Source organism: Embleya sp. NPDC025285 (assembly GCF_055558835.1).
On record NZ_JBVHLU010000059.1, the window covers coordinates 10,818 to 31,262 of the forward strand.

Genomic DNA, 20,445 nt, shown 5'->3' on the forward strand with positions numbered 1-20,445 from the left:
CGCCCCGGCGCGGAGCACGCCGATGACCCGAAGGCCGCATGGGCGCCGGGTCGGGGGGTGGATGTGGTGGTGGGTCAGGGGGAGGAGGGGTGGTCGAACAAGACCCGTGCAATCCACGCCCCTGACCGAACCCGGCGACAAGAAGCCACCCACCCCTGCGCCCCGGCGCGGAGCACGCCGATGACCCGAAGGCCGCATGGGCGCCGGGTCGGGGGGTGGATGTGGTGGTGGGTCAGGGGGAGGAGGGGTGGTCGAAGGTGGGGGTGGGGGCGGCGGGGGTGTGGTTGAGGACCAGGACGCCGATGACGGTGGCCAGGGTGAAGACGACGAGGATCAGGGTGGCCAGGATCAGGCGGCGGCGGCGTTCGCGGCGTTGCCAGTCCTGGTGGGCGGTGTGGTAGGCGTCGGGGGCCGGGTGTACGCCGGCGGCGAGGGTTTCCAGGGCCTCGCGCAGGTGTCGCTCGGTGTCGGGCGAGGTGGGAGGGGTGGGAGGGTTGTTCATCGCCGTACCTCCAGCGCGTGCGTGAGAGCGGCGATCCCACGAGCGGTGTGCGTTTTGACGGAGCCGACCGAGATGCCCATGGTCGACGCGATCTCCTTCTCCTTGAGCCCGAGCCAGTGGCGCAGTACGAGTGCCTCGCGCTGGCGCGCGGGCAACTCGCGCAGCGCGCGGATCAGCGCCTGCTGGTCGTCGCGCAGCAGGGCCGAGGTCTCGGCGGAGGCCACCGTGTCGACGGAATCCTCGACGTGTCGGCGGGCGACCTGGAGATGGCGTATTCGCATCCGGGTCTGGTTGCACACGACCGAACGCAGATAGGCGGCGGCGGCGTCGGGCGTGCGCAGTTTGCGGAATTTGCGGTAGATCTCGTAGTACGCCTCGGCCACGATGTTCTCCGGGTCGTCGGCGCCCAGGAGGGTGGCGAGTCGGAGCATCGAGGGGTAGTGCAGGTCGAACAGGCGCGCGATCTGCACCTCGCGATCCGATTCGTCCGCGGCCGGCGGCGGTTGCATCCCGCCCGGGAGCGAGGCATCCGGAACGCGGGCGGCCTGGGGGAGCAGTGGCTCAGGGACCAGTGCCCCGGGAACCAGCGCCTCGGGGACCGACGCCTCGGGAACCCGCGACTCCACGATCGGCGCCTCCGGGACCGGCGCGCCGCGCGACGGCGCGGGCGCGGGTGCCGGTGCGGGCTCGATGTCCCGGCGCAGGCGTTTCACGAGCCGCTCGCCTCCTTCCCCGGGCCACGCCGGCCGAGCAGGCGGGCCGGCAGCGCCGTGGTGTCCGCACCCCGCGCGGCGCCCATCCGGTCGAACACCTCGGTGAGGACCAGGGTGACCGCGAGGTTGAGCAGCAGTGCGGCGAGCCCCGCGTACATCTGCACTCCCCGACCTCCCAGCTCGATCCGGATCAGCGAGACGAAGCCCTCCCGCACGACCGCGACGGTACCGGTCAGCATGCCCACCGCCCAGCCCGCCAGCAGTGCCCGGTGGTGCAGACGCCGGGTGAACAGCCCGATCACCACGGCCGGGAAGATCTGCAGGATCCACACCCCGCCGAGCAGTTGCAGATTGATCGCGGCCTGGTCGCGCAGCCCGAAGACGAACGCCACCGCGCCCACCTTCGCGGTCAGCGACACCCACTGCGCGACGCGCATCTGCCGCTTGGGCGTGGCCGTCGGCTGAAAGTAGGCGACGTAGACGTTGCGCACGAAGGAGGTAGCGGCGGCGATCGACATCACCGCCGCCGGCACCAACGCGCCGACGATGATCGCGCCGAACACCAGACCGGCCGGAAAGGCAGGCAGCAGCCGGTCGACCAGCATCGGTACCGCCGCCTCGGCCGTACCCGAGGGCGCGTCGACGTCCATCGCCACCGCCGCGATGCCCAGCACGCCGAACATCGCCAGCACCGAGGTCCAGGCGGGCAGCGCGACGCAGACCCGACGCAGCGTGTCGGGACCGGACGCGGCGAACCCGGCGGTCAGCACATGCGGGTACATCAACAGCGCCAGCGCCGAACCGAACGCCAGCGTGGCGAACCCGGCCTGCTGATGCGGCCCCAGGACCAGCGAGGCGTCCACCGGACCGTGCGCGGCCAGCCGCCGATCCGCGGCCTCGAACATCGGCCCCGGCCCGCCGAACCGGCGGAGTACGAACGCCACCGCCACCGCGGCCGAGCCGAAGATCGCCACACCCTTGAGCGCCGAGATCACCGTGGGCGCGCGCAGCCCGTGCCGATACGTGGCGATCGCCAACCCGGCGAACAGGGCGACCATGGTCAGGTCGCCGGTCAGGCCGCGCGGATGCAGCCCCGCGGCGGCGAGCACGGCGCGGATGCCCAGCACCTGGAGCGCCAGGTACGGCATCGTGGCCAGGATCCCGGTCAACGCGACCACCAGCGCCAGCGCCGGCGAGCCGTAGCGACCCCGGACGAAGTCGCCCACGGTCAGGTAGCCGTGCAGGCGGGCCACCGCCCACAGCCGGGGCAGCAGGACGAAGGCCATCGGGCACACAATCACCGTGTACGGCAGCGCGAAGAACGCCGACGCGCCCCGGCCGTACACCTGGCCCGGCACGGCGGTGAAGGTGTACGCGGTGAAGATCGTGCCGCCGAGCAGGAACCAGGTCCACACCGGGCCGAGACCGCGGTCGGCCAGCGACCAGTTCTCCAGCGACGGCAGATCCGCGGTGCGGCGCAGGCGCGGTGCGGTCACCGCCAGTAGCGAGGCACCGCCGACGACGATCAGGAGGGCCGCGATCATGGCCCCGTCGGTCATCCGTCACCGTCCGGATCGACGTGTGAGCGCGCTCGCCCACGGGTTGCGCGAGCGTACCCGAGCGGGCCCGGGCCACCTCACGGAAATCCGCCGGACATCGGCTGTCAACCAAAAAGCGCGCACGCGCAACTCTTCCACAGGGCCGGCGCACGGTCGGCCCCGTGGCCACCGACAGCAGGAGGCGCGATGACCGGGAATCGACCCCCGACCGCCGCCGGACACGCCCGCGCGCGCCGCCGGATCGCGGCCGGGATCTGCCTTGCCGCGCCGGTCGCGGCGCTGCTGTGGGTGCCCTCGTACGCCCGTCGAGGGCCGGAAATGGCCGGTGTCCCGTTCTTCTACTGGTACCAGCTCGCCTGGGTGCCGGGGTGCGCCGCCGCCATGCTCGTCGCCTACCTGCTGCTGCGCCGCCCCGACCGGCGCGAGCCCTGACCGACCCGGATCGGCCGCCGCTCCCGGCCGCTCCCGCCGTACCCGTCCGTCGCTCTTCCGTCCCCCTGCCCGATGAGGAGTACGCGTGCCCCCCACCAACACCGGTACCAGCACCGGCACCCGCAGCCCCCGTTCGTACAATCCGAGGTCGATCCTGATCTGGACCGTCGTCGCCCTGATCGGCGCGGCCGGCTGGGGCGTGGTCGCCCTGGCCCGCGGCGAGGAGATCTCGGCCGTCTGGCTGATCTTCGCGGCGGTCGCCTCGTACGCGATCGCCTACCGCTTCTACTCGCGCTTCATCGCGGTACGAGTCCTGGAGCCGGACGACACCCGGGCCACCCCGGCCGAACGCCTGGACGACGGCGTCGACTACCAACCGACGGACCGCCGGGTGCTGTTCGGGCACCACTTCGCCGCGATCGCCGGCGCCGGACCGCTGGTGGGCCCGGTGCTGGCCGCGCAGATGGGCTACCTGCCGGGCACGATCTGGATCGTGGTGGGGGTGATCTTCGCCGGGGCCGTGCAGGACATGGTGATCCTCTTCCTCTCCATGCGCCGGGACGGCAAGAGCCTGGGGCAGATGGCCCGCGACGAGATCGGCCGGGTCGGCGGCGTCGCGGCGCTGATCGCGGTGTTCGTGATCATGATCATCCTGCTCGCGGTGCTCGCCCTGGTCGTGGTCAACGCGCTGGCGAACTCGCCGTGGGGGACCTTCTCGGTCACGCTGACCATCCCGATCGCCCTGTTCATGGGCGTCTACCTGCGCTTCCTGCGCCCGGGTCGGGTGCTGGAGACCAGCGTGATCGGCGTCGTACTGCTGCTGGCCGCGATCATCGGCGGCGGGCAGATCGAGGACACCGCGCTGGGCGACGCGTTCACGTGGAGCCCGACCACGCTGGTGTTCTGTCTGGTCGGGTACGGCTTCGTCGCCTCGGTGTTGCCGGTGTGGCTGCTGCTGGCCCCGCGCGACTACCTGTCCACCTTCATGAAGGTCGGCACGATCGTGCTCCTGGCCATCGGGGTGCTGGTGGCCGCGCCGAACCTGAAGACCGACGCGGTCAGCTCGTTCGCGAGCTCGGGTTCCGGGCCGGTGTTCGCCGGGTCGATGTTCCCGTTCCTGTTCATCACCATCGCGTGCGGGGCGTTGTCCGGTTTCCACGCCCTGGTCGCCTCCGGTACCACGCCGAAGCTGATCAGGAAGGAGTCGCAGGTCCGGATGATCGGCTACGGCGCCATGCTGATGGAGTCGTTCGTGGCGGTGATGGCGCTGATCGCGGCGTGTGTGATCGATCCCGGTCTGTACTACGCGATGAACGCCCCGGCCGGAGTGCTCGGTGCCACGGCCGAGAGCGCCTCACACGCGGTGGCCGGTCTCGGGTTCACGATCAGCCCCGAGGACCTGCGCTCGGCGGCGACCGCGGTCGAGGAGAAGACCCTGATCGCCCGGTCCGGCGGAGCGCCCACGCTGGCCGTGGGCATGTCGGAGATATTCGCCGAAGTCTTCGGCGGCGCGGGGATGAAGGCGTTCTGGTATCACTTCGCGATCATGTTCGAGGCGCTGTTCATCCTGACCACGGTGGATGCCGGCACCCGGGTGGGCCGCTTCATGCTCCAGGACATGCTGGGCAACGTCTGGAAGCCGATCGGCCGGGTCAACTGGAAGCCCGGCATCTGGATCACCAGCGCCGTGGTGGTGGGCCTGTGGGGCTACTTCCTGTACGCCGGGGCCACCGATCCGCTGGGCGGGATCAACCAGCTCTTCCCGCTGTTCGGCATCGCGAACCAACTGCTCGCCGCCGTCGCGCTGACCGTGGCCACCACCGTGCTGATCAAGTCGGGCAAGCTGCGCTGGGCCTGGGTCACCGGCATCCCGCTGGCCTGGGACGTGGCGGTGACCTACACCGCCGGGGTGCAGAAGATCTTCTCCGACGACCCCCGGGTCGGCTTCTTCGCGCAACGGGACCGCTACGCCGACGCGATCGACGCGGGCAAGGTGCTGGGCCCGGCGAAGAACATGGACGACATGCACACCGTGGTGCTCAACTCCACCGTGGACGGCGTGCTGATCTCGCTGTTCCTGGTACTGATCGCGCTGGTGATGGGCAACGCGGCGATCGTGTGCGTGCGGGCGATCCGGGCCGGGGGGACGCTGCCCACCACGGAGACCCCATACGTCGAGTCGAAGCTGACGGACGAACCCGTCGACGCACCGCGCGTGCGCGAACTCGCCGGAGCGGGAGCGGGAGCGAATACGGGCACGGGCGCGGCTTCGGGCTCCGGCGACGAGGCGGCTCGGTTGTGACGCGAACCGACACCGAAGCGAACCCGGACCCCGACGTGGGGGGCGGGCCGGGCCCGAAGCGGCTGTTGCAATGGATCCGGTGGTACCTGCGGGAGATCTCCGGCGACGCGGAGTACGACCGGCACTGTCGGCGGCACCTGCGCGAGCATCCGGATCGGCCGGTGCCGTCCCGACGGGCCTACGAGTCCTGGCGGGCCAGGCGGCGCGAGGAGAACCCGCAGACCCGCTGCTGCTGAGCCGCGCCACCGGCGGGGATCCGACATCAGACGACCGGCACGCGCCGCGCCGGCCGGGTCCGCCCGACCCGGTCGCGCGGCCCGTGCGCGGCACGCGGGTACCGCGCACCACCACGTGGTGAGGGCGGGCGGTCGCACATGCTCATGCCGGGCCGGTGCCGCCGCTCGGGTCCGCGCCGGCCAGGCCCGCCAGGACGACGTCGGCCCGGTGGCGCCACGTGTAGCGGTCGAGGACCTGGCGGCGGGCCTCGTCGCCGAGCGAGCGGCGCAGGCCCGGGTCGTCGATCAGTTCCAGAACGGCGTGCGCCCACGCTTTCGGGTCGGCGGGCGGCCGGATCAGGCAGTTCACCCGGTCCGTCAGAACCTCGTGCAGGACCGGCAGGTCGGAGGCGATGAGGGCGCGCCCGTAGGACATGTACTCGAAGAGCTTCATCGGCGAGGTCCAGCGGCCGGTCTCGCCGAGTCTGCCGGTGAGGTACACCTTCTCCTCGTACGGAGCCAGCACGACGTCGAACAACGGGTAATACCCGGGCAGCTCGGCGGGCGGTCGGTGGCCGTGGAAGTACACGTTGGCGAGTCGGCAGGGCCCCTCCCAGCGATCCCGGTCCTCGGGCGTACCGCCGACCAGGTGGAAGTCCGCGCCCGGGATGCGCTCGGCGACGTCGAGGATCAGGTCGATGCCGCGACCGTCGTACAGGTGTCCGACGTAGCCGATCCGAGGCAGCCCCTCGCGACCGGGCAACCGCACGCTCTCGACGTCGAGTCGGGGCGGGTCGGCGCAGTCGGGCACGATCAGGACGCGGGCCGGATCCAGGTCCGGGTAGGTCGCGCGCAGGTCGCGGGCGAGCGCGTGGGTGATCACCACGAGACGGGCGAGGCGCGGATCGGCGAGCAGGCGGTGATCGGTCTCGGGTGGGGTCAGGTCCTCGCGGATCTGGTGGACCTCGTACACGAACGGCGCGACGTCCGCCGCGGCGACGAGGCTGTACGGATCGCGGCCGTAGATCAGGTCCGGTGCGCCCGCTTCGAGCAGCAACTCGCGCACCCGCTGGGCGCGTTGCCGGTAGCCGGCGGGGGAGTAGCCGTCGGGGACCGGGACGGTGCGGATGGGGAAACGATGGCGGACGCCGTAGTAGGCGTACGGGTCGTCGGCCTCGTGGGTGCCGGGCGCCGCGTAGAGGGTGATGTCGTGTCCGGCGGAGGCGAACGCGTCGCACATGCGCATGACATGGACGCTGTTGGCCCACACGGATGGGATGCTGCCGCCGTGCAGGTAGGCGATGCGCATACCGGCCCCGTCTCAGCCCTGGATCGAGAACGCCGCGAGCGGGCATGGGCGGGCGTCGGCGGTCGATTGCCGCGGTGCGATGCGTACGGGGTCCATCGGCGTCTCCTCGTCCTGGGCGGCGGGTGTCGCGAGCCGGGGCTCGGGTGCGCTCGGGGCCGGCGGCGCCGGGTCATCATCACCGGTGATCGGCCCGTTGCCAAGGGTGACGCGCGGGCGGGAGCGAGAACCGGTCGGCCCGCGCGCGGGACGCGATGTGTCGTTGTTTCACTGTTTTCGGCCATTGTTCGGCCGACCTACCGAAATCCGCCGGTCCGGATGCATCGTTGACAGCCCGCGAGCGCAGTGGCCGCCCTCCGGCGCCGCCGCCATAACGGCTGATCACTCGACCCGGTCGACCCCGAGGCGAGTGTCCCGCACCGAATACAAGGCGGTTTCCGGCTGTACGGACTTGACCCGCCACGGAGCGCCACCGCCGCGTACTCCTTGTATTCATCGTCGTCGCCCGCACACCATGGCGCTTCCGGTCGTCCCCGTCGACGGCGGGGGAGCCGGCGAGCGGAAGGGAGTCCGATATGCAGGACGACATCGAACTTGTCCCGGAAGAAGAACTGCCCGAGTTGGCCTTGATGATCGACTTGCCCAGCTGAGGCAACGTCACCGGGTGCGGCGGGTCGCACGATCCGGTCCGCCGCACCCACCCCACCGGGAGCCCGGAGGCACTCGCGATGCGCGTGGAACCAGACGCAGGTCAGGGCGCCGAGGAACGCGCGGTCCTGGCGCGGATGACGCAAACGATCCTGGCCCGAGCCGAACTGACGGCCACACCACGGGAATCGACCCACCCGGCGGTCATCGAAACGGCACACATCGCGCAACGAGTCCTGCGCGCCGACGTCCCCGACCCACAACGGCTCGAAGCGCTCGGGCGCATGTTCGCGCGAGCCAGGGCCGACATCGCCGCCCCGCCCTGCGAACTGCCCTGGCCCGTCGACCTCGTCGCGCCCCGCGCACACCTGGAACGCAGTGTGGCCCGGGCACTCAAGACCATCCCCAGGCGGGACGACGACAACGCGCCCGCGCCGGTGTCGGCCGTGGTCGCGTGGCGGGACACCGATACCGAGATCATCCACGAGAGCACCGCGCTGCTTGCCCGGGTGTGGCCCGAGGCGAGCGCGGAACTGCAAGAAATCCTGGTGCAGATCGCGCTGTTGCACGGTGCGGCCATCGACGGCTTCACCGATTTCGGGGTGCACGGCGCGGTGTTCATCCGGCGCGACCGGTTGCGGCGAGGCGTGGACGGCCTGCCCGGCGCGATCCGACTGGCCGAGGCCCTCGTGCACGAGGGAACGCACACGCGCTGCAACGCGGCGGCGGTCGCCGCCGAGCCCTTCCTGTGCCCGGTCGAGGGCGACGGCCCCCTCGTGGCGACCCCGCTGCGGGCCGATCCGAGGCCGCTCACCGGGCTGTTCCAGCAGGCCGTCGTGTTGGCCCGAAGCCTGCTGCTCTACCGTCGCCTGCTCGACGCCGACGTGGCGCCACCCACGCCCGAGGCCGCGGCCGCCGTGCGCTCGCGACACGACCGGCTGGCCCGCTCGGCGATCGACGCCGTGAACACCCTGCTCGAACATCGCGACGCGCTCACCGACCACGGGACGTCCGTCCTGGACGAGGCCGCCGACATCGCCCGGGCCCGCGGGTGACGCCCGCTCCGGCATGGGAGCCACAGGTGTTCACGCCCTACGGCCACACGCCCGACGTCGTGATCGCGCGGATCGCGGCCCGCTCGCCGCAGTTCGACGCGGTCTGCGCGTCCGGCGATCGGCCCGTCCTGGTCGGCAGCGCCGCGGGCCATCGCCGCGAACAGGTGGTGCTCAGCGCACGCGGGGAACTCCTGGAGCGGGTCGGCAACATCCTGGCCGGCCGGGCGGCCGAGGCGGATGCCGCCACGGTGGCGTCCTACGCCGAATTGCGGCGCAAGGGTGTTCCCGCGCTGGATCCCGCCGAGTCGACCCCGGACGGCTCCGCACCGCCGGACACGGCCCGAACCACCCGACGGTTGTGGGTCCTCGGGCACCTGGCCGACTCCGGCGAGGAGATCCACGTCCCCGCCGGCGCCGCCTTCCTTCAGCACCGCCCGCCGGCCGGCTGCGACCCGGGTCCGGGCGTCGGCTCCACCGGCGTCGCCGCACACCCCGACCCGGACGCCGCCGCCGACCACGCGGCCTGGGAGGTCCTCGAACGCGACCTGATCCGGCGAAGCTGGTACGGCCTCGCCGCTGCCCCCACGCCGCTCCCGACCGGCGAACTCCCGGGCCCACTGGGCGAACTCCTGCGCGTACTCGACCTGACCGCTACCGGCTTGGACCTCCCCGCCCCGAGCGGAACGCGCTGCGTCGTGGTGTGCCTGCACGCCGCCGACGGCGCCGGCCAGACGTTCGGCGCCCGCTGCGGCCCGGACTCCGCCGTGCCGACCCTGATCGAGAAGGCGGCCTACGAGGCGCTCATGGTGCGCTGGAGCATGGGCAGCGCGGTGGCCGTGGACACGTGGGACCGGTGGCGGGGGAGCGGGCCTCCGGAGACGGCGGTGCAGCATGCCCTGTGGGCCTATCACCGCCAGGACAGCCTGCGGCTGTGGACGGATGGGGCGGCAACCCGGACGTCGGGAGGAGCCGCCTCGATGTCGGGGCGGCTCGCGTCGGGCTCGGAGTGGCCGGCCTCGGTGCCGGATCCGGGCTCGCCCTCGGACTCGGGCTCACGCTCGGGCTGTGGCGCGGCGGCTGCGAGTACCCCGGCGGAGCAGCCGGCTCGTACTCCGGTCGGTGCGTTCGCCTCCCGACCCGGTCTCGCCGCGTTGTCCGCCCACACCGCGCGGGACGTCGTGATCGTGGAAACCACGGCGGGGCCGGCGCGCACCCGGGGTACGACCGTGATCCGGGTCGTGGCCCCGGGCGCCCGAGCACTGCCCAACGGCCCGAGCGCCGAACGTCACTTCCAGACCGTTCGCGGGCCGCATCCTTTCGGATGACCGCAGCCCGGATCACTCGGGGTGCCCGAATCACCCGGACCGCCGGACCACCCGGACCACCGTGACGCGAGGAGCCACATGCCGAAGACGGACAGCCCGACCACCACGAGCCCCCGCCCGCCGGTCGCGTCGCCCGACGTCGACACCGCGCATTCTCGACCGCCGGCCGCCCAACCGGCGCAGACCGGCGCGCACTACGCCGACACCCACGCGGCCGACTACGACCGCTGGTTCGGCAAACCGGGCATCACCGGCGCGACCGTGGACCGCCTTGCCGATCTCGCCGCCGTCGCCGGCCCCGGCCCCGTGCTCGAACTGGGCATCGGCACCGGCCGAGTCGCCCTCCCCCTGGCCGAACGCGGCCTGCGCGTGCACGGCATCGACGCCTCCGAGGCGATGATCCGGCACCTTCGCGGCAAACCCGGCGGCGCGAAAATCCCGGTCACCATAGGTGACTTCGCCGACGTGCCGACCTCCGGCTCGTTCTCGCTGATCTACCTCGCGGGCGGCACCTTCTTCGAACTCCCGGACAGCCGGAGCATGCAGCGTTGCCTCACCGCCGCCCGGGCACGACTGCGCCCCGGCGGCCTCCTCGCCTTCGACGCCCACCTGCCCGAGGCACTCGCGGTCGCCGCCGCGTCCGGCATTCCCGAGGTCGTCGTCGAGACCGACGAACTCCTCATCCTGTGCCACCGCCGCATCGACCCGTCCACGCAGACGTACCACTCCCACTACCTCGTGCACGAGGCCGACCGCACGCGTCATCTCCGCGTCTCCTTCCACTACGCGTCACCGGGCGAACTCGATCTGCTGGCACAGCGGTCGGGCCTGCGCCTCAAGCAACGCCTGGGCTCCTGGGCGGGTGCGCCCTTCACCCGGGACAGCGCCTACCACGTCTGTGTCTACGCACCCGACACCTCGGAGGCGTCGTGACCGGGCCGACCCCCGATCCCGCATCCGAGACCCGAACGTCCGTTCCCACCGCCGTTTTTCCGCTCCCGCACCGCGACGGACTGGACCCCCTACCGGAGTTCGCCACCCTGCGCCGCGACGCCCCATGCGCCCGCATTCGGCTGCCCAGCGGCGACCCGGCCTGGCTGGTCACCCGCTACGCGGACGTACGTCTCGTCCTGGGTGACCCCCGCTTCAGCCGCACCCGCGCGACCCGGGGAACCGGCCCACGGATGGCCGCCGTACCCACCCTGGCCGACTCGATCCTGGCCGCCGACCCGCCGGTGCACACCCGCCTGCGCAAACTCGTCGCCGCCGCCTTCACCGCCCGCCGCGCCGAGGCCATGCGTGCCGACATCGCCCGCCTGGTCGCCGACCTCCTGGACACCGTCACCGCCCACGACCGCCCCGCGGACCTGGTCACCCTGTTCACCCGCCCCCTCCCGCTGGCCGTCATCTGCGACCTCCTGGGCACCCCGCGCGACGACGGCGACCGCCTCGACGCGTGGTGCGACGCGCTGCGCAGCCTCACCGCGATCCCGGACGCCGCCGTCACCCACGCGGTCGGCGAGATGACCGGCTACATGGGCACCCTGATCGCCGACAAACGCCGCCACCCGGCGAACGACATGCTCAGCGTCCTGATCGCCGCCCGTGACGACGAGGACCGCCTCACCGAGGAGGAACTGCTCTCCTTCTGCGTCGTGCTCCTGGCCGGCGGCTACGGCACCACCGCCGACCGGCTGTCCGGCATGATCCACCTCCTCCTGGACGTGCCCGACCGCTACCGGCACCTCGTCGACCACCCGGACCGGATTCCGACGGCCACCGAGGAACTGCTGCGCTATGCCCAGACCAACGTGCAGGCCAATCTCCGGGTGGCCACCGAGGCGATGACCCTCGCGGGCGTCGACATCGCCGAGGGCGACGCGGTGATGGCCGTCAACTCCGCGGCCAACCACGACGAATCCGTCTTCGACACCCCCGACCACCTCGACCTGGCCCGGACCCCCAACCCGCATCTGAGCTTCGGGCACGGCGTACACCACTGCGTGGGCGCCCAACTGGCCCGAGTGCAACTCCAGGAAGCCCTGACCGCCTTGACCCGGCGCTTCCCGACACTGCGCCCCGCGGCCCCGCCGACCTGGAAAACCGGCCTGAAGACCCGAGCCCCCGGCACTCTCCCCGTGACGTGGTGACCACCGATGTCCGAAGACCCACCCCGCCCGCTCGTCGACCGCGCCCTGTGCATTTCCTCCGGCATCTGCGCGGCCACCGCACCCGCCCACTTCACCCGAAGCGCGGACGGCCGAGCCGCGATCCGCCCGGACGCCCCACCCGTCGACGCGCACGCAGAGGACGCCGCGTACCTGTGCCCGGTCGAGGCCATCACGTTCACCCGAGACCGGGGCTGAGCACGCCGACCACCGGGCCGGCAGACTCACCACCTCTCGTCGGTCTCGACCGGCTCGGGCACACCCTCGGCGCGGGCCGGCGGGTGTGCGGTGCGCGGTAGGTCGGTCGGGGTGTCCGGATCAGCCGATTCGCGTGGTCGGCGTCGCGCAATCCGGCCTATCGATCGAGTCGGGCGGTTTCTACACTTCCCATGGGTTCCGTTGCCCGATCCGCTGCGGTCACCGGCGATGGATCGCGCCCGGTCGCCACCGACCCGCCCCGGCGGCGGTGGGGCCTTCCTGTGGAACCGACAAGAGCCCGGGACGAGGGTGATGGACACCGGTCGCGAAGCTCCGGGTGAGCTCGCCCGATCCGGGGCCCGGGGTATGGAGCGAGGAAAGCGGCGTGACCTACACCCGACCCGGGTTGACCCCGCCGGCCTGGTGGCCGGCGGAGATCGATCTCGATGCGCCCGGGTCGCCCGTTCGCGCCGCCGCCCCCGTGTCCGTGCCGAGTCCGGCGACCCGGACTGTCCCGGTGCCGGCCACGACGCCGATCGCCGCGGTGAACCCCGCGACCCCGGTACGGAACACCGTCGAGGAACGATCGGTGGCCGGACCGCCGACGCCCGCCCGGGGGACGCCCCGACGGGTGGCCGGACCTCCTCCGATCCCGCTCGCGCCCGGTATGGCGCCCGGGGACGACGAACATTTCGGCGGGGGATTCGAGGCGCCGGCGGCGCCCGCGTGGTCGGGTTCGCCGGCCGGTTACGGATGGGACTTCGAATCGGACGAACGGGGCCATCGGGGACGGGGCTTCGAGGGGCAGGAAGGCCGCTCCCGGACCCGCCTGGTGCTCGCGGGGCTGCTCCTGGTCACGGGGATCACCGTCGCGGCGGTCCTGTTGACCGGAGGCGACGAGCCCGCCGCCTCGACCGCCGCGCCGCCGCCGCCGACGGAGCCGACGGAGCCGCCGCCCCCGGTCGCGTCGTCCTCCGCAGCGCCGGGCACCGCGACTCAGGTCGCTCCCGAGCTGCTCGCCGAATACCAGCCGCGACAGGTGAGCCGACGTGTCGTGGACGGACGGGTCGAGGTGTCCTGGCTGCCGCCGACGCACACCGACGGAGTCGCCGGATACATGGCCGTCGCGCAGAGTCCGGCCGGCGTGTTCCAGAAGACCGAACTCCCGCGCCCGGGCGAGATGGGTGTCGTCTTCGCCGGAGCACCGGTGAGCGCCGATTCGTGCGTGGTCGTGGTGACCTTGATCCGCGGAGCGCCCACGATGAAGATTGCTCCCGGCGGGCCGGTGTGCGCACCGCCGGCGACCGGGACACCCCCCTCCGGGGCGTCCGGCTCGCGCCCGCCGCCCGCCAAGCCGGCATCGACGCCGCGTGGGTAGTGCCGCGGCGGGACCACCCCGCCGCCTCGTCCGACCGCATTCCGCTCGACCGAAGGAGCCCTCGTGCCCGACAACTCCGCAGTGCCGGCGTGGCCCGTCGTCACGATCGAGCTGTTGATCGACGACACGGTCCGGGTGGACGGCGTGTCGATTCCGGTGCCGTCCGGGGTACATCCGCGTGCCGCCGCGCTGGAGGCGGCGGCGGTGACCGCGCGCGTCCTGGGCCGCCCGGTGCGCGCGGAGGCGGTGGAGCCGGACGGTACGGTCTTCCCCCTGATCGTCGCGCAGGACGGCGGGGTGACCGCGGCGGACGATCCGATCACCCCGAACACGAAGCGACGCTCGCTGCTGGGTCGGCGCAAGAGCACGCCGCGTCCGGTGTTCGAACCGGGTCGCGATGCCGGGGATCCATCGGATACGCGGTCCGGCGACGGAGCCAAGCGCGGTCGGCGGACGCTCCCGACCGGTGCCGCGACGCCGACCCCACCGGTCGCGCCGCAGCCCGAGGCGCGCCCGGAGGCGCCGTTCGAGGCGTCGCCCGCAGGACCGGAGGGGATGTACGCACCACCGGCCCCGGAGGCGCCCCGGGAGCCGGACCGGGACCTACCCCGTGCCTCCGGGCGGCCGTCCCAGGCCGAGGACGACTACGTGGAAGCGCCGTTCGCCCCCCGCAACGAGCCCGGGCGGACACCGACGTACGAGCCGCCCGCCGCGTCCGCGCCCGAACCCTCCGTCGAGTCCGCGCACTCCTCGACGCCGATGACGCAGGCGCCGACGCCTGCTCCGACTCCGACTCCGACTCCGACTCCGACGCCTGCTCCGACTCCGACTCCGACGAGCGTGACCGGGTCGGCCGTGCCGGCGGCATCCGTCGCGCCGGTGGAGGCCGCCCCCGCCACGCCGGCGGTCGAGCGCTCGACACCCGCGCCCGAGCCGGCCGCCGAACCGGCTCCCGCTCAGACCCTCTTCGCGCCGCGCGTGACGGTAATCCCGCCCGTCGCACCCGTCGATCCGGTCGAGCCCACACCCTCGTGGCACGCTCCGCAGCGCCAGGTCGCGCAGGTACCGATCGACGAGGAGCCCGCCGCCTTCCCCGCCGCCCCGGTGCCGGCCGATCCGCCCATACCGGCCCCGAGTTCGGCTCGGGCCGAGGCTCCGGCCCCGAAGCCGGCGTCGGCCCGGACCCCGGCGGCCGTTCGGGTCGAGCCCACCGAGGAACAGGCCCTCAAGGTGGCCGAGATCGCGCGGTTCGTCCGTGCCGGCGACGACGAGCGCGCGTTGGCCCTTGCCGCGTCCCTGGACGCGGCCACCAGCGCGGGCGGCGACGAGGGGGCGATGCCCGCGGCGCGTGAGGTGCACGCGTACGTCGCGGTGCTGACCGGTCGCCCGGAACTGGCCCTGGAGTTGTACGCGGACGCCGCCCTGGCCCAAGGGACGCACCCGAAGGAGGCGGCCCGGATGACCTCGAACGCGCACTACTGCTGGTTGCGGATCGACGACATGGAGTCCGCGTACGATCTCGGCCGGGTCCTGTTGCGGGCCTACTCGGCGGTCCCGACCGACCCGGGGCAGGCGGCCGTTCGCGATCGCATGCGCTCCCTGCGGGCCGGCCTGTCCGGGTGACCCGACCGGTCGGCGTCGCGGCGGGTCGCCGGGGTCGGGGATCCGAGGAAGCGGTGCGCGGGCCGAACCCGGCTCAGCCGGGGCGGGTACCGGAGGTGCGTCGGCGGATCAGCCAGGTCGCCAGTCCGGCGCCCAGGAGCAGCGCGAGCGGCAGGCCCAGCCACACGGCGGGGCCGCCGAACGCCGCATTCGCGCCCGTGGACTTCTCGGCGCCGGTCGGTTGCCCGCCGGCCTGGGCCGGGGCCCCGCCCGCAGTGGCCGCGCCGTTCGTGGGCGTCCACCCGGGGGGTGTGGCGGATGCCCCCGAGTCCGGCGCGTATCCGGGACCGGGCTCCTTGGTACCGCCGACGGACACGTCGACGGCGAGCGAGCGTTGCTCGCCCTCGCCCTGTACCGCGACCGCGAGGTAGTACCACCCGGGCAGCATGTCGGCGAGCTCCTGCTGCCGTTCGCTGCGGTTGAGGTAGCGCACGGGCCGGGTCGCGAACGGGTCCGAACGGCCGGCGAAGATGTGCTCCGTGTCGAACACGGCCGCCGACTCCTGGGCGAGTTCCTCGCGTACGGGGTTGTACAGGCGCACCTCGGTCGGGGCGTACCCCCGCCCGCCACCGACCCGGACCTGGAGGGCCAGGCTCCGGCCCCAGTCCAGGCGGACGCGGTAGAAGGCCCATTCGCCGAACGCGATGTCGTCGGTGAAGTGGCCGGAGCCGGGGAGCGGGGCGGCATCGGCGAACGAGCCGCCGCCGACCACCGGTACGGGCGCGCCGCCCGGTTCGGTGTAGCGCGCGATCACGGATTCGGCCGGGCCCTTGTCGAGCACGGCCGGCTCCAGGAAGATCCGCAGTTCCAGCGGGACCGGCGGACCGGTGCCCCGGCGGGTCACCGAGAACACCTGCCGGCCGGGCCGAACACAACTGTTGTTGCGGCCGGTGGAGGTCGCTCCCCAGTTCAACGACGCCGTGACGACCTTCGACAACGACTGGGAGAGTCCGGTGTCCGTCCGGCACGAGCCGCTGCGGTCGTCGATCTGCTTGAGGTCGAGCGCCTCCAGGCCCTTCACCGTGCTGACGGTCGTCCCCGACACGTATACGGTGTGGCCCAAGGGCACGTCCACGGCGTAGTACTTGACCTCTTTGTCCGCCATCCGGTCCAGATAGTCGCCGGGGGCCAGCGACACCGCGCGGGCGCCGTCGGGCGCGCCGGAGACGGGTGTTCCGGTGGGCGAGTAGGTACGGGGCGCATGATGGTTCAGCGAGGCGGACGCGGGTTCCGGCGAGGACCGGTGAGGGGCGAGTGTGTGCGCCTCGGCGGCGAAGGCGTGCGGAGCCGCGCCGGGTACCGACACCATACCCAAGGTGAGCGCCGCCGCACCGGCCAGGAACGCTGGCAGTCTCATGCCCGGGAATGTAGATCAGGATTGCACTTGCAAACAATAGATTACCGGAGAGTAATGGGCCCGCTGGGTGCCCGAACCCCTGCGCTAGGGTGACGGCGTGCCCACACCGCTCGCCGGCCGCTTCACCCTCGTCGATCCCGTCGGAACCGGAATGTCCGGCACCGTATGGCGGGCGTTCGACCACCGGTTGGGCGGCTACTGCGCCGCCAAGCTGGTGCGCCCGGCCGACGCGGGGTTGCTGCTGCGGGTGGTGCGCGAGCAGGGGTTCCGACTGGAACACCCGCACGTCTCGTCGCCCTACACGTGGGTCGCCGACGGCGACGTGCTGATCGCGATGGAGTTGTACGCGGGCGGGTCGCTGGCCTCGCTGATCCGGGATCACGGCGCCCTGCCCGAGCCGTACGTCGCGGCGATTCTCGGCCAACTCCTGGACGCCTTGGAGCATGTGCACGACGTCGGCCTCGTGCACCGCGACGTCAAGCCCGCGAACGTCCTGCTCGAGGTGACGGGACAGGGCCGGCCGCACTGCCTGCTCGGCGACTTCGGCCTGGCGCTGCCCCGCGAGGGTCCGCGGCTGACCGAGGCCGGTCACGTGGTGGGCACTTGGGGCTATCTGCCGCCGGAGGCCGCCACCGGCGCGCCGCCGGACGTACGCCGTGACCTGTACGCGCTGGGCGTCCTGGCGTGGCAACTGCTGTCGGGCAGCGAGGATCCGCCCGACGGGCCGCCGAGCATCCCCCTCGCCGCCGGTGCGTTGTGGGACCTGGTGGGCGCGCTGACCGAGGCCGAACCGCAAGCGCGACCGCAGGACGCCGCGTGGGCGTCGGCCCGGCTTCGCGAGATCGCGCCCGGATTGGGGCCGGTGACCCCCGCGTCGACCGTGGACGGCGAGCCGATCGAGGTCTTCGACGTGGTGGGCCCGCTGCCCGGCGAGGCGCCGGAAGGCCCGGTGCTGCGCGGGGTGTCGCGGACCACGGTGACCTGGCCGGACGGTCGGGTCCCGGCGGCGCGCGGTGCCTCGTCGGGGAGCCGGGTGGTCACGGTGTCGTCGTCGGCGCCCGTGTCGCCGCCGGGGCCGACCGCGCCGCCCGTGCCGGCGGGCGTCCCGGCGCCGCCCGTCGTCGCCACACCGCCCGCCCGCCCCGTCGCGCCGCCGCCCGCGCCGCCGTCGGCACCGGCCGCGTTGTCGGGGCTCGCGGTTCCGGCCGAGGCGCCGTCGGTCTCGCTGTGGCTGCGGGCGGCGGAACGGAACGCGGCCGACCCGGCTCCCCGGGCACCCGCGCCGGTCGGGGCGCCGGCCGGAAATCGCCGTGGTCGGCGCCGAGTCGGATCCCCCGGGACGTGGGCGTTCGTGGGCGGCGTGGTCGCCGTCGCGGCGGTGACGACCGCGTTGATCACGAGCGGCGACGAGGAGGAACCGGCCGACCCCGGTCCGACGCAACCGAGCGCGCCCGCGCTCACCCGCCCCTCGGACCGGCCGTCCGGCACCGCGGGGGCGCAGCCGTCGGCCTCGCCCCCGGCGCCGGCGCCGCTCCCGAGGGACGTGGCGGCCGGCACCCCGTGTGACTGGTACGACGTGTCGGCGGAAGTTCGCACACCCGACGGAAAACGCATGCGCTGCACCTATCGGGACGACGGGACGTATCGGTGGATGGCGCTCCCGACGCCCTGAGGCGGCCTCGAACCGGCGGGCCCGACCTCGCGCGCCGGGTCGGGAACGATCCGGCGCATTGCAATTGCAAACACGCCGTTCGCAGTGCATGATGCGACGGTGACCAAGTCGCAGGAGGATCAGGAGGCCGTCGCGCGCAACCGGGCGCGCCAGACGGAGTGGTACGGCGAGCCGTTGAACGACCGCTTCCGTCGGCTCCTGAAACGGCTGGGCACCTCGCAGATGGAACTGGCCAACATGCTGGGCCTGTCCGCGCCGATGCTCTCGCAACTGATGTCCGGTCAGCGGGCCAAGATCGGCAACCCCGCCGTGCTGGCCCGACTCCAAGAGGTCGAGGCACTCGTCGCCTCCACCGACTTCGACCGCCTGGCGGTCGCCGATCGGGAGGCCGCGCTGGAGCGGGTGCGTTCGCACCAGCCCAGCACGCGCACGGCCCTGCGGCTGAACGGTCCCGAGGTGCTGACCGGTCCGCGAGCGGACCCGGCCGCGGCGGTGCACGCGGTGTTGCGTGCGGTGGCGTCGGCCGCCGAGATCGAGTCCGCGGCCGAACTGCTCGCCCAGCGCTATCCGGGCCTGGCGGAGGTCCTGCGGGTGTACGGCAACGGACGCACATCGGACGCCCGCGAACACTTCCGCGCCACCGTGGGACTCTCGGCGCTGTAGGCGGTCGCGGATCATCGTGCGCCCGACGGCGTGTCCGCCCACCGCGCCCGCCGCGCCCACCGCATGCGGCGGGCACAACAGGCGCGGTGGGCACAGCGGATGCGACGGACACGGTGCCCCGGCCGATGCGGCCGGGCCACCGATTCCATCGATCATCGACCCGACGCGGTGCCCCCGATCAGCCCGCGGCGCGCGAGATCTCCGGGTCCGCCGCTCCGCTGCGCAAGGTCCGCGAGGGCAACTGCCCGTATGTCTCGCGGTACATGGAACCGAAACGACCCAGGTGACCGAAGCCCCAACGCAGCGCGATGTCGGTCACCGTCTCCCGGGACCTTCCCTCGGCCACGTTGAGCAGATCCGCGTGCGCGCCGGCCAGGCGCACTCGGCGGAGGTGGCCCACGGGAGTCACGCCCAGGTGGATGCGGAACTTCTCCTGAAGTGTGCGCACACTCATGCCGGCTGCGGCGGCAACGGCCTTGACCGAGATCGGTTCACCGGCGTGTTCGGCGCAATAGGCCAGGGCCCGGCGCAGGCCGTTCGGCTCGGTCGAGCCCGCGTCGGGCCGCGAACCGGCGCCGTAGGCGGGCGCGCAGGAGAGCAACCCGTGCACCAGCACCTGTTCGAAATGGCGCGCGGCCAACTGCGAACCGGCCAGATGTCCGGCCGAATCGACCATCGCGCTGAAGTCGCGGGCCAGCGAGAGCCATTGCCGGACGCCGAGGTCGGCGCCGTCCAGGTACGGGCCCAACGCGCCGACCCTCGACGACTCGCCGGCGCGCTCCATCGCCCGCTCCATCGTCGCGCCCGGGATCCGGACGATCACCACGGAGGTGTCGGGTTCCCAGCTCAGCCGCGCCGGGCGATCGGGGCCCAGGACACACGGGGAGAGAGCGCTCTCCACGTCGTCGATGACGACTCGGCCCCACCCCCGGTGGCGGATGGGGATCAGGTAATCCGGGGTGTTGCCGTCGAGGTACATGTCGACGCGGGCGCCGTAGGCGAGTTCGTGGATCGAAATGTCGCCCTCGTGCAGCACCCGGAAGCTCGCCTTGATCCGCGCCGCGGGGATGTGCAGCCGGTGCGGCCCCAGCCGGGAGGCCACGGCCGCGTGCACCGCGGCGGGATCGGCCCCTTGGTAGAGCACACGCCGATGGGCGGTGGTCTCGGTCGTGGGAACGCGGGCGGCCTCGGCGATGGGTTGCCTCCGCTCGACCAATACGGGACGAAAGGGGGTGGACGCGGACATGATCTCCTGGGTCTTCGCCTCGATGGGACGGTTCACGCCGGGCG

General features: G+C 72.9%; 18 protein-coding genes. 12 read left to right on the forward strand and 6 right to left on the reverse strand.

The window, feature by feature from the left end; translation table 11 throughout:
- Positions 1-232: 232 nt before the first annotated feature.
- From ACZ4FV_RS32190 to ACZ4FV_RS32200, 3 genes are all read right to left on the reverse strand, one after another.
- Positions 233-502, reverse strand: coding sequence for a hypothetical protein (locus ACZ4FV_RS32190; RefSeq protein ID WP_395867273.1), 270 nt, complete (start codon positions 500-502; stop codon positions 233-235).
- A complete protein-coding gene (locus tag ACZ4FV_RS32195) occupies positions 499-1,011 on the reverse strand; it encodes a sigma-70 family RNA polymerase sigma factor (RefSeq protein WP_395867454.1) in 513 nt (170 codons plus the stop codon). Before ACZ4FV_RS32195 ends, ACZ4FV_RS32190 begins: the two co-directional genes overlap by 4 nt.
- 200 nt (positions 1,012-1,211) lie before the next feature.
- A complete protein-coding gene (locus ACZ4FV_RS32200; RefSeq protein ID WP_465323900.1) occupies positions 1,212-2,774 on the reverse strand; it encodes a sodium:solute symporter family protein in 1,563 nt (520 codons plus the stop codon).
- A gap of 186 nt (positions 2,775-2,960) precedes the next feature.
- Here ACZ4FV_RS32200 and ACZ4FV_RS32205 point away from each other — a divergent pair, with 186 nt between their 5' ends.
- From ACZ4FV_RS32205 to ACZ4FV_RS32215, 3 genes are all read left to right on the forward strand, one after another.
- Positions 2,961-3,206 (forward strand): DUF3311 domain-containing protein, encoded by a 246-nt coding sequence (locus ACZ4FV_RS32205; protein ID WP_395867277.1) that lies wholly within the window; start codon positions 2,961-2,963, stop codon positions 3,204-3,206.
- Between the two features lie 85 nt (positions 3,207-3,291).
- Positions 3,292-5,508, forward strand: a complete 2,217-nt coding sequence (locus ACZ4FV_RS32210; RefSeq protein ID WP_395867279.1) for a carbon starvation CstA family protein — start codon at positions 3,292-3,294, stop codon at positions 5,506-5,508.
- A complete protein-coding gene (locus ACZ4FV_RS32215) occupies positions 5,505-5,744 on the forward strand; it encodes a YbdD/YjiX family protein (RefSeq protein WP_395867281.1) in 240 nt (79 codons plus the stop codon). The genes ACZ4FV_RS32210 and ACZ4FV_RS32215 overlap by 4 nt, the downstream gene beginning before the upstream one ends.
- 142 nt (positions 5,745-5,886) lie before the next feature.
- Here the strand turns inward: ACZ4FV_RS32215 and ACZ4FV_RS32220 are convergent, their stop codons facing one another.
- Complete coding sequence (locus ACZ4FV_RS32220) at positions 5,887-7,032, reverse strand: glycosyltransferase family 4 protein (protein WP_402236752.1); 1,146 nt, start codon at positions 7,030-7,032, stop codon at positions 5,887-5,889.
- A gap of 725 nt (positions 7,033-7,757) precedes the next feature.
- Between ACZ4FV_RS32220 and ACZ4FV_RS32225 the strand changes: the two genes are divergently transcribed.
- The 7 genes from ACZ4FV_RS32225 to ACZ4FV_RS32255 all read left to right on the forward strand — a co-directional run bounded on the left by ACZ4FV_RS32225 (position 7,758) and on the right by ACZ4FV_RS32255 (position 15,424).
- Positions 7,758-8,732, forward strand: a complete 975-nt coding sequence (locus ACZ4FV_RS32225; protein WP_395867285.1) for an aKG-HExxH-type peptide beta-hydroxylase — start codon at positions 7,758-7,760, stop codon at positions 8,730-8,732.
- 26 nt (positions 8,733-8,758) lie between these two features.
- The gene (locus tag ACZ4FV_RS32230) at positions 8,759-10,057 is read left to right on the forward strand and encodes a YcaO-like family protein (RefSeq protein ID WP_402236755.1); all 1,299 of its coding nucleotides are present in this window, start codon (positions 8,759-8,761) and stop codon (positions 10,055-10,057) included.
- Positions 10,058-10,135: 78 nt separating this feature from the next.
- Complete coding sequence (locus tag ACZ4FV_RS32235; RefSeq protein WP_402236758.1) at positions 10,136-10,990, forward strand: class I SAM-dependent DNA methyltransferase; 855 nt, start codon at positions 10,136-10,138, stop codon at positions 10,988-10,990.
- The gene (locus ACZ4FV_RS32240) at positions 10,987-12,207 is read left to right on the forward strand and encodes a cytochrome P450 (protein ID WP_395867290.1); all 1,221 of its coding nucleotides are present in this window, start codon (positions 10,987-10,989) and stop codon (positions 12,205-12,207) included. Before ACZ4FV_RS32235 ends, ACZ4FV_RS32240 begins: the two co-directional genes overlap by 4 nt.
- 6 nt (positions 12,208-12,213) lie before the next feature.
- Complete coding sequence (locus ACZ4FV_RS32245) at positions 12,214-12,423, forward strand: ferredoxin (protein ID WP_465323901.1); 210 nt, start codon at positions 12,214-12,216, stop codon at positions 12,421-12,423.
- Positions 12,424-12,808: 385 nt separating this feature from the next.
- Positions 12,809-13,801, forward strand: a complete 993-nt coding sequence (locus tag ACZ4FV_RS32250) for a hypothetical protein (RefSeq protein WP_465323902.1) — start codon at positions 12,809-12,811, stop codon at positions 13,799-13,801.
- A 63-nt stretch (positions 13,802-13,864) separates the two neighbouring features.
- Complete coding sequence (locus tag ACZ4FV_RS32255; RefSeq protein ID WP_465323903.1) at positions 13,865-15,424, forward strand: hypothetical protein; 1,560 nt, start codon at positions 13,865-13,867, stop codon at positions 15,422-15,424.
- A 73-nt stretch (positions 15,425-15,497) separates the two neighbouring features.
- On the opposite strand, the gene ACZ4FV_RS32260 is transcribed toward ACZ4FV_RS32255, so the two are convergent.
- Positions 15,498-16,820, reverse strand: coding sequence for a hypothetical protein (locus ACZ4FV_RS32260; protein WP_395867297.1), 1,323 nt, complete (start codon positions 16,818-16,820; stop codon positions 15,498-15,500).
- Between the two features lie 97 nt (positions 16,821-16,917).
- Here ACZ4FV_RS32260 and ACZ4FV_RS32265 point away from each other — a divergent pair, with 97 nt between their 5' ends.
- Together ACZ4FV_RS32265 and ACZ4FV_RS32270 are read left to right on the forward strand one after the other, a co-directional pair.
- Positions 16,918-18,492: a serine/threonine-protein kinase gene (locus ACZ4FV_RS32265; protein ID WP_395867299.1), complete on the forward strand. Its 1,575-nt coding sequence runs from the start codon at positions 16,918-16,920 to the stop codon at positions 18,490-18,492.
- 99 nt (positions 18,493-18,591) lie between these two features.
- On the forward strand, positions 18,592-19,155 hold the full coding sequence (locus ACZ4FV_RS32270; protein ID WP_395867301.1) for an XRE family transcriptional regulator: 564 nt from the start codon (positions 18,592-18,594) through the stop codon (positions 19,153-19,155).
- Between the two features lie 178 nt (positions 19,156-19,333).
- On the opposite strand, the gene ACZ4FV_RS32275 is transcribed toward ACZ4FV_RS32270, so the two are convergent.
- On the reverse strand, positions 19,334-20,437 hold the full coding sequence (locus ACZ4FV_RS32275; RefSeq protein WP_395867303.1) for an AraC family transcriptional regulator: 1,104 nt from the start codon (positions 20,435-20,437) through the stop codon (positions 19,334-19,336).
- Positions 20,438-20,445: the final 8 nt, after the last annotated feature.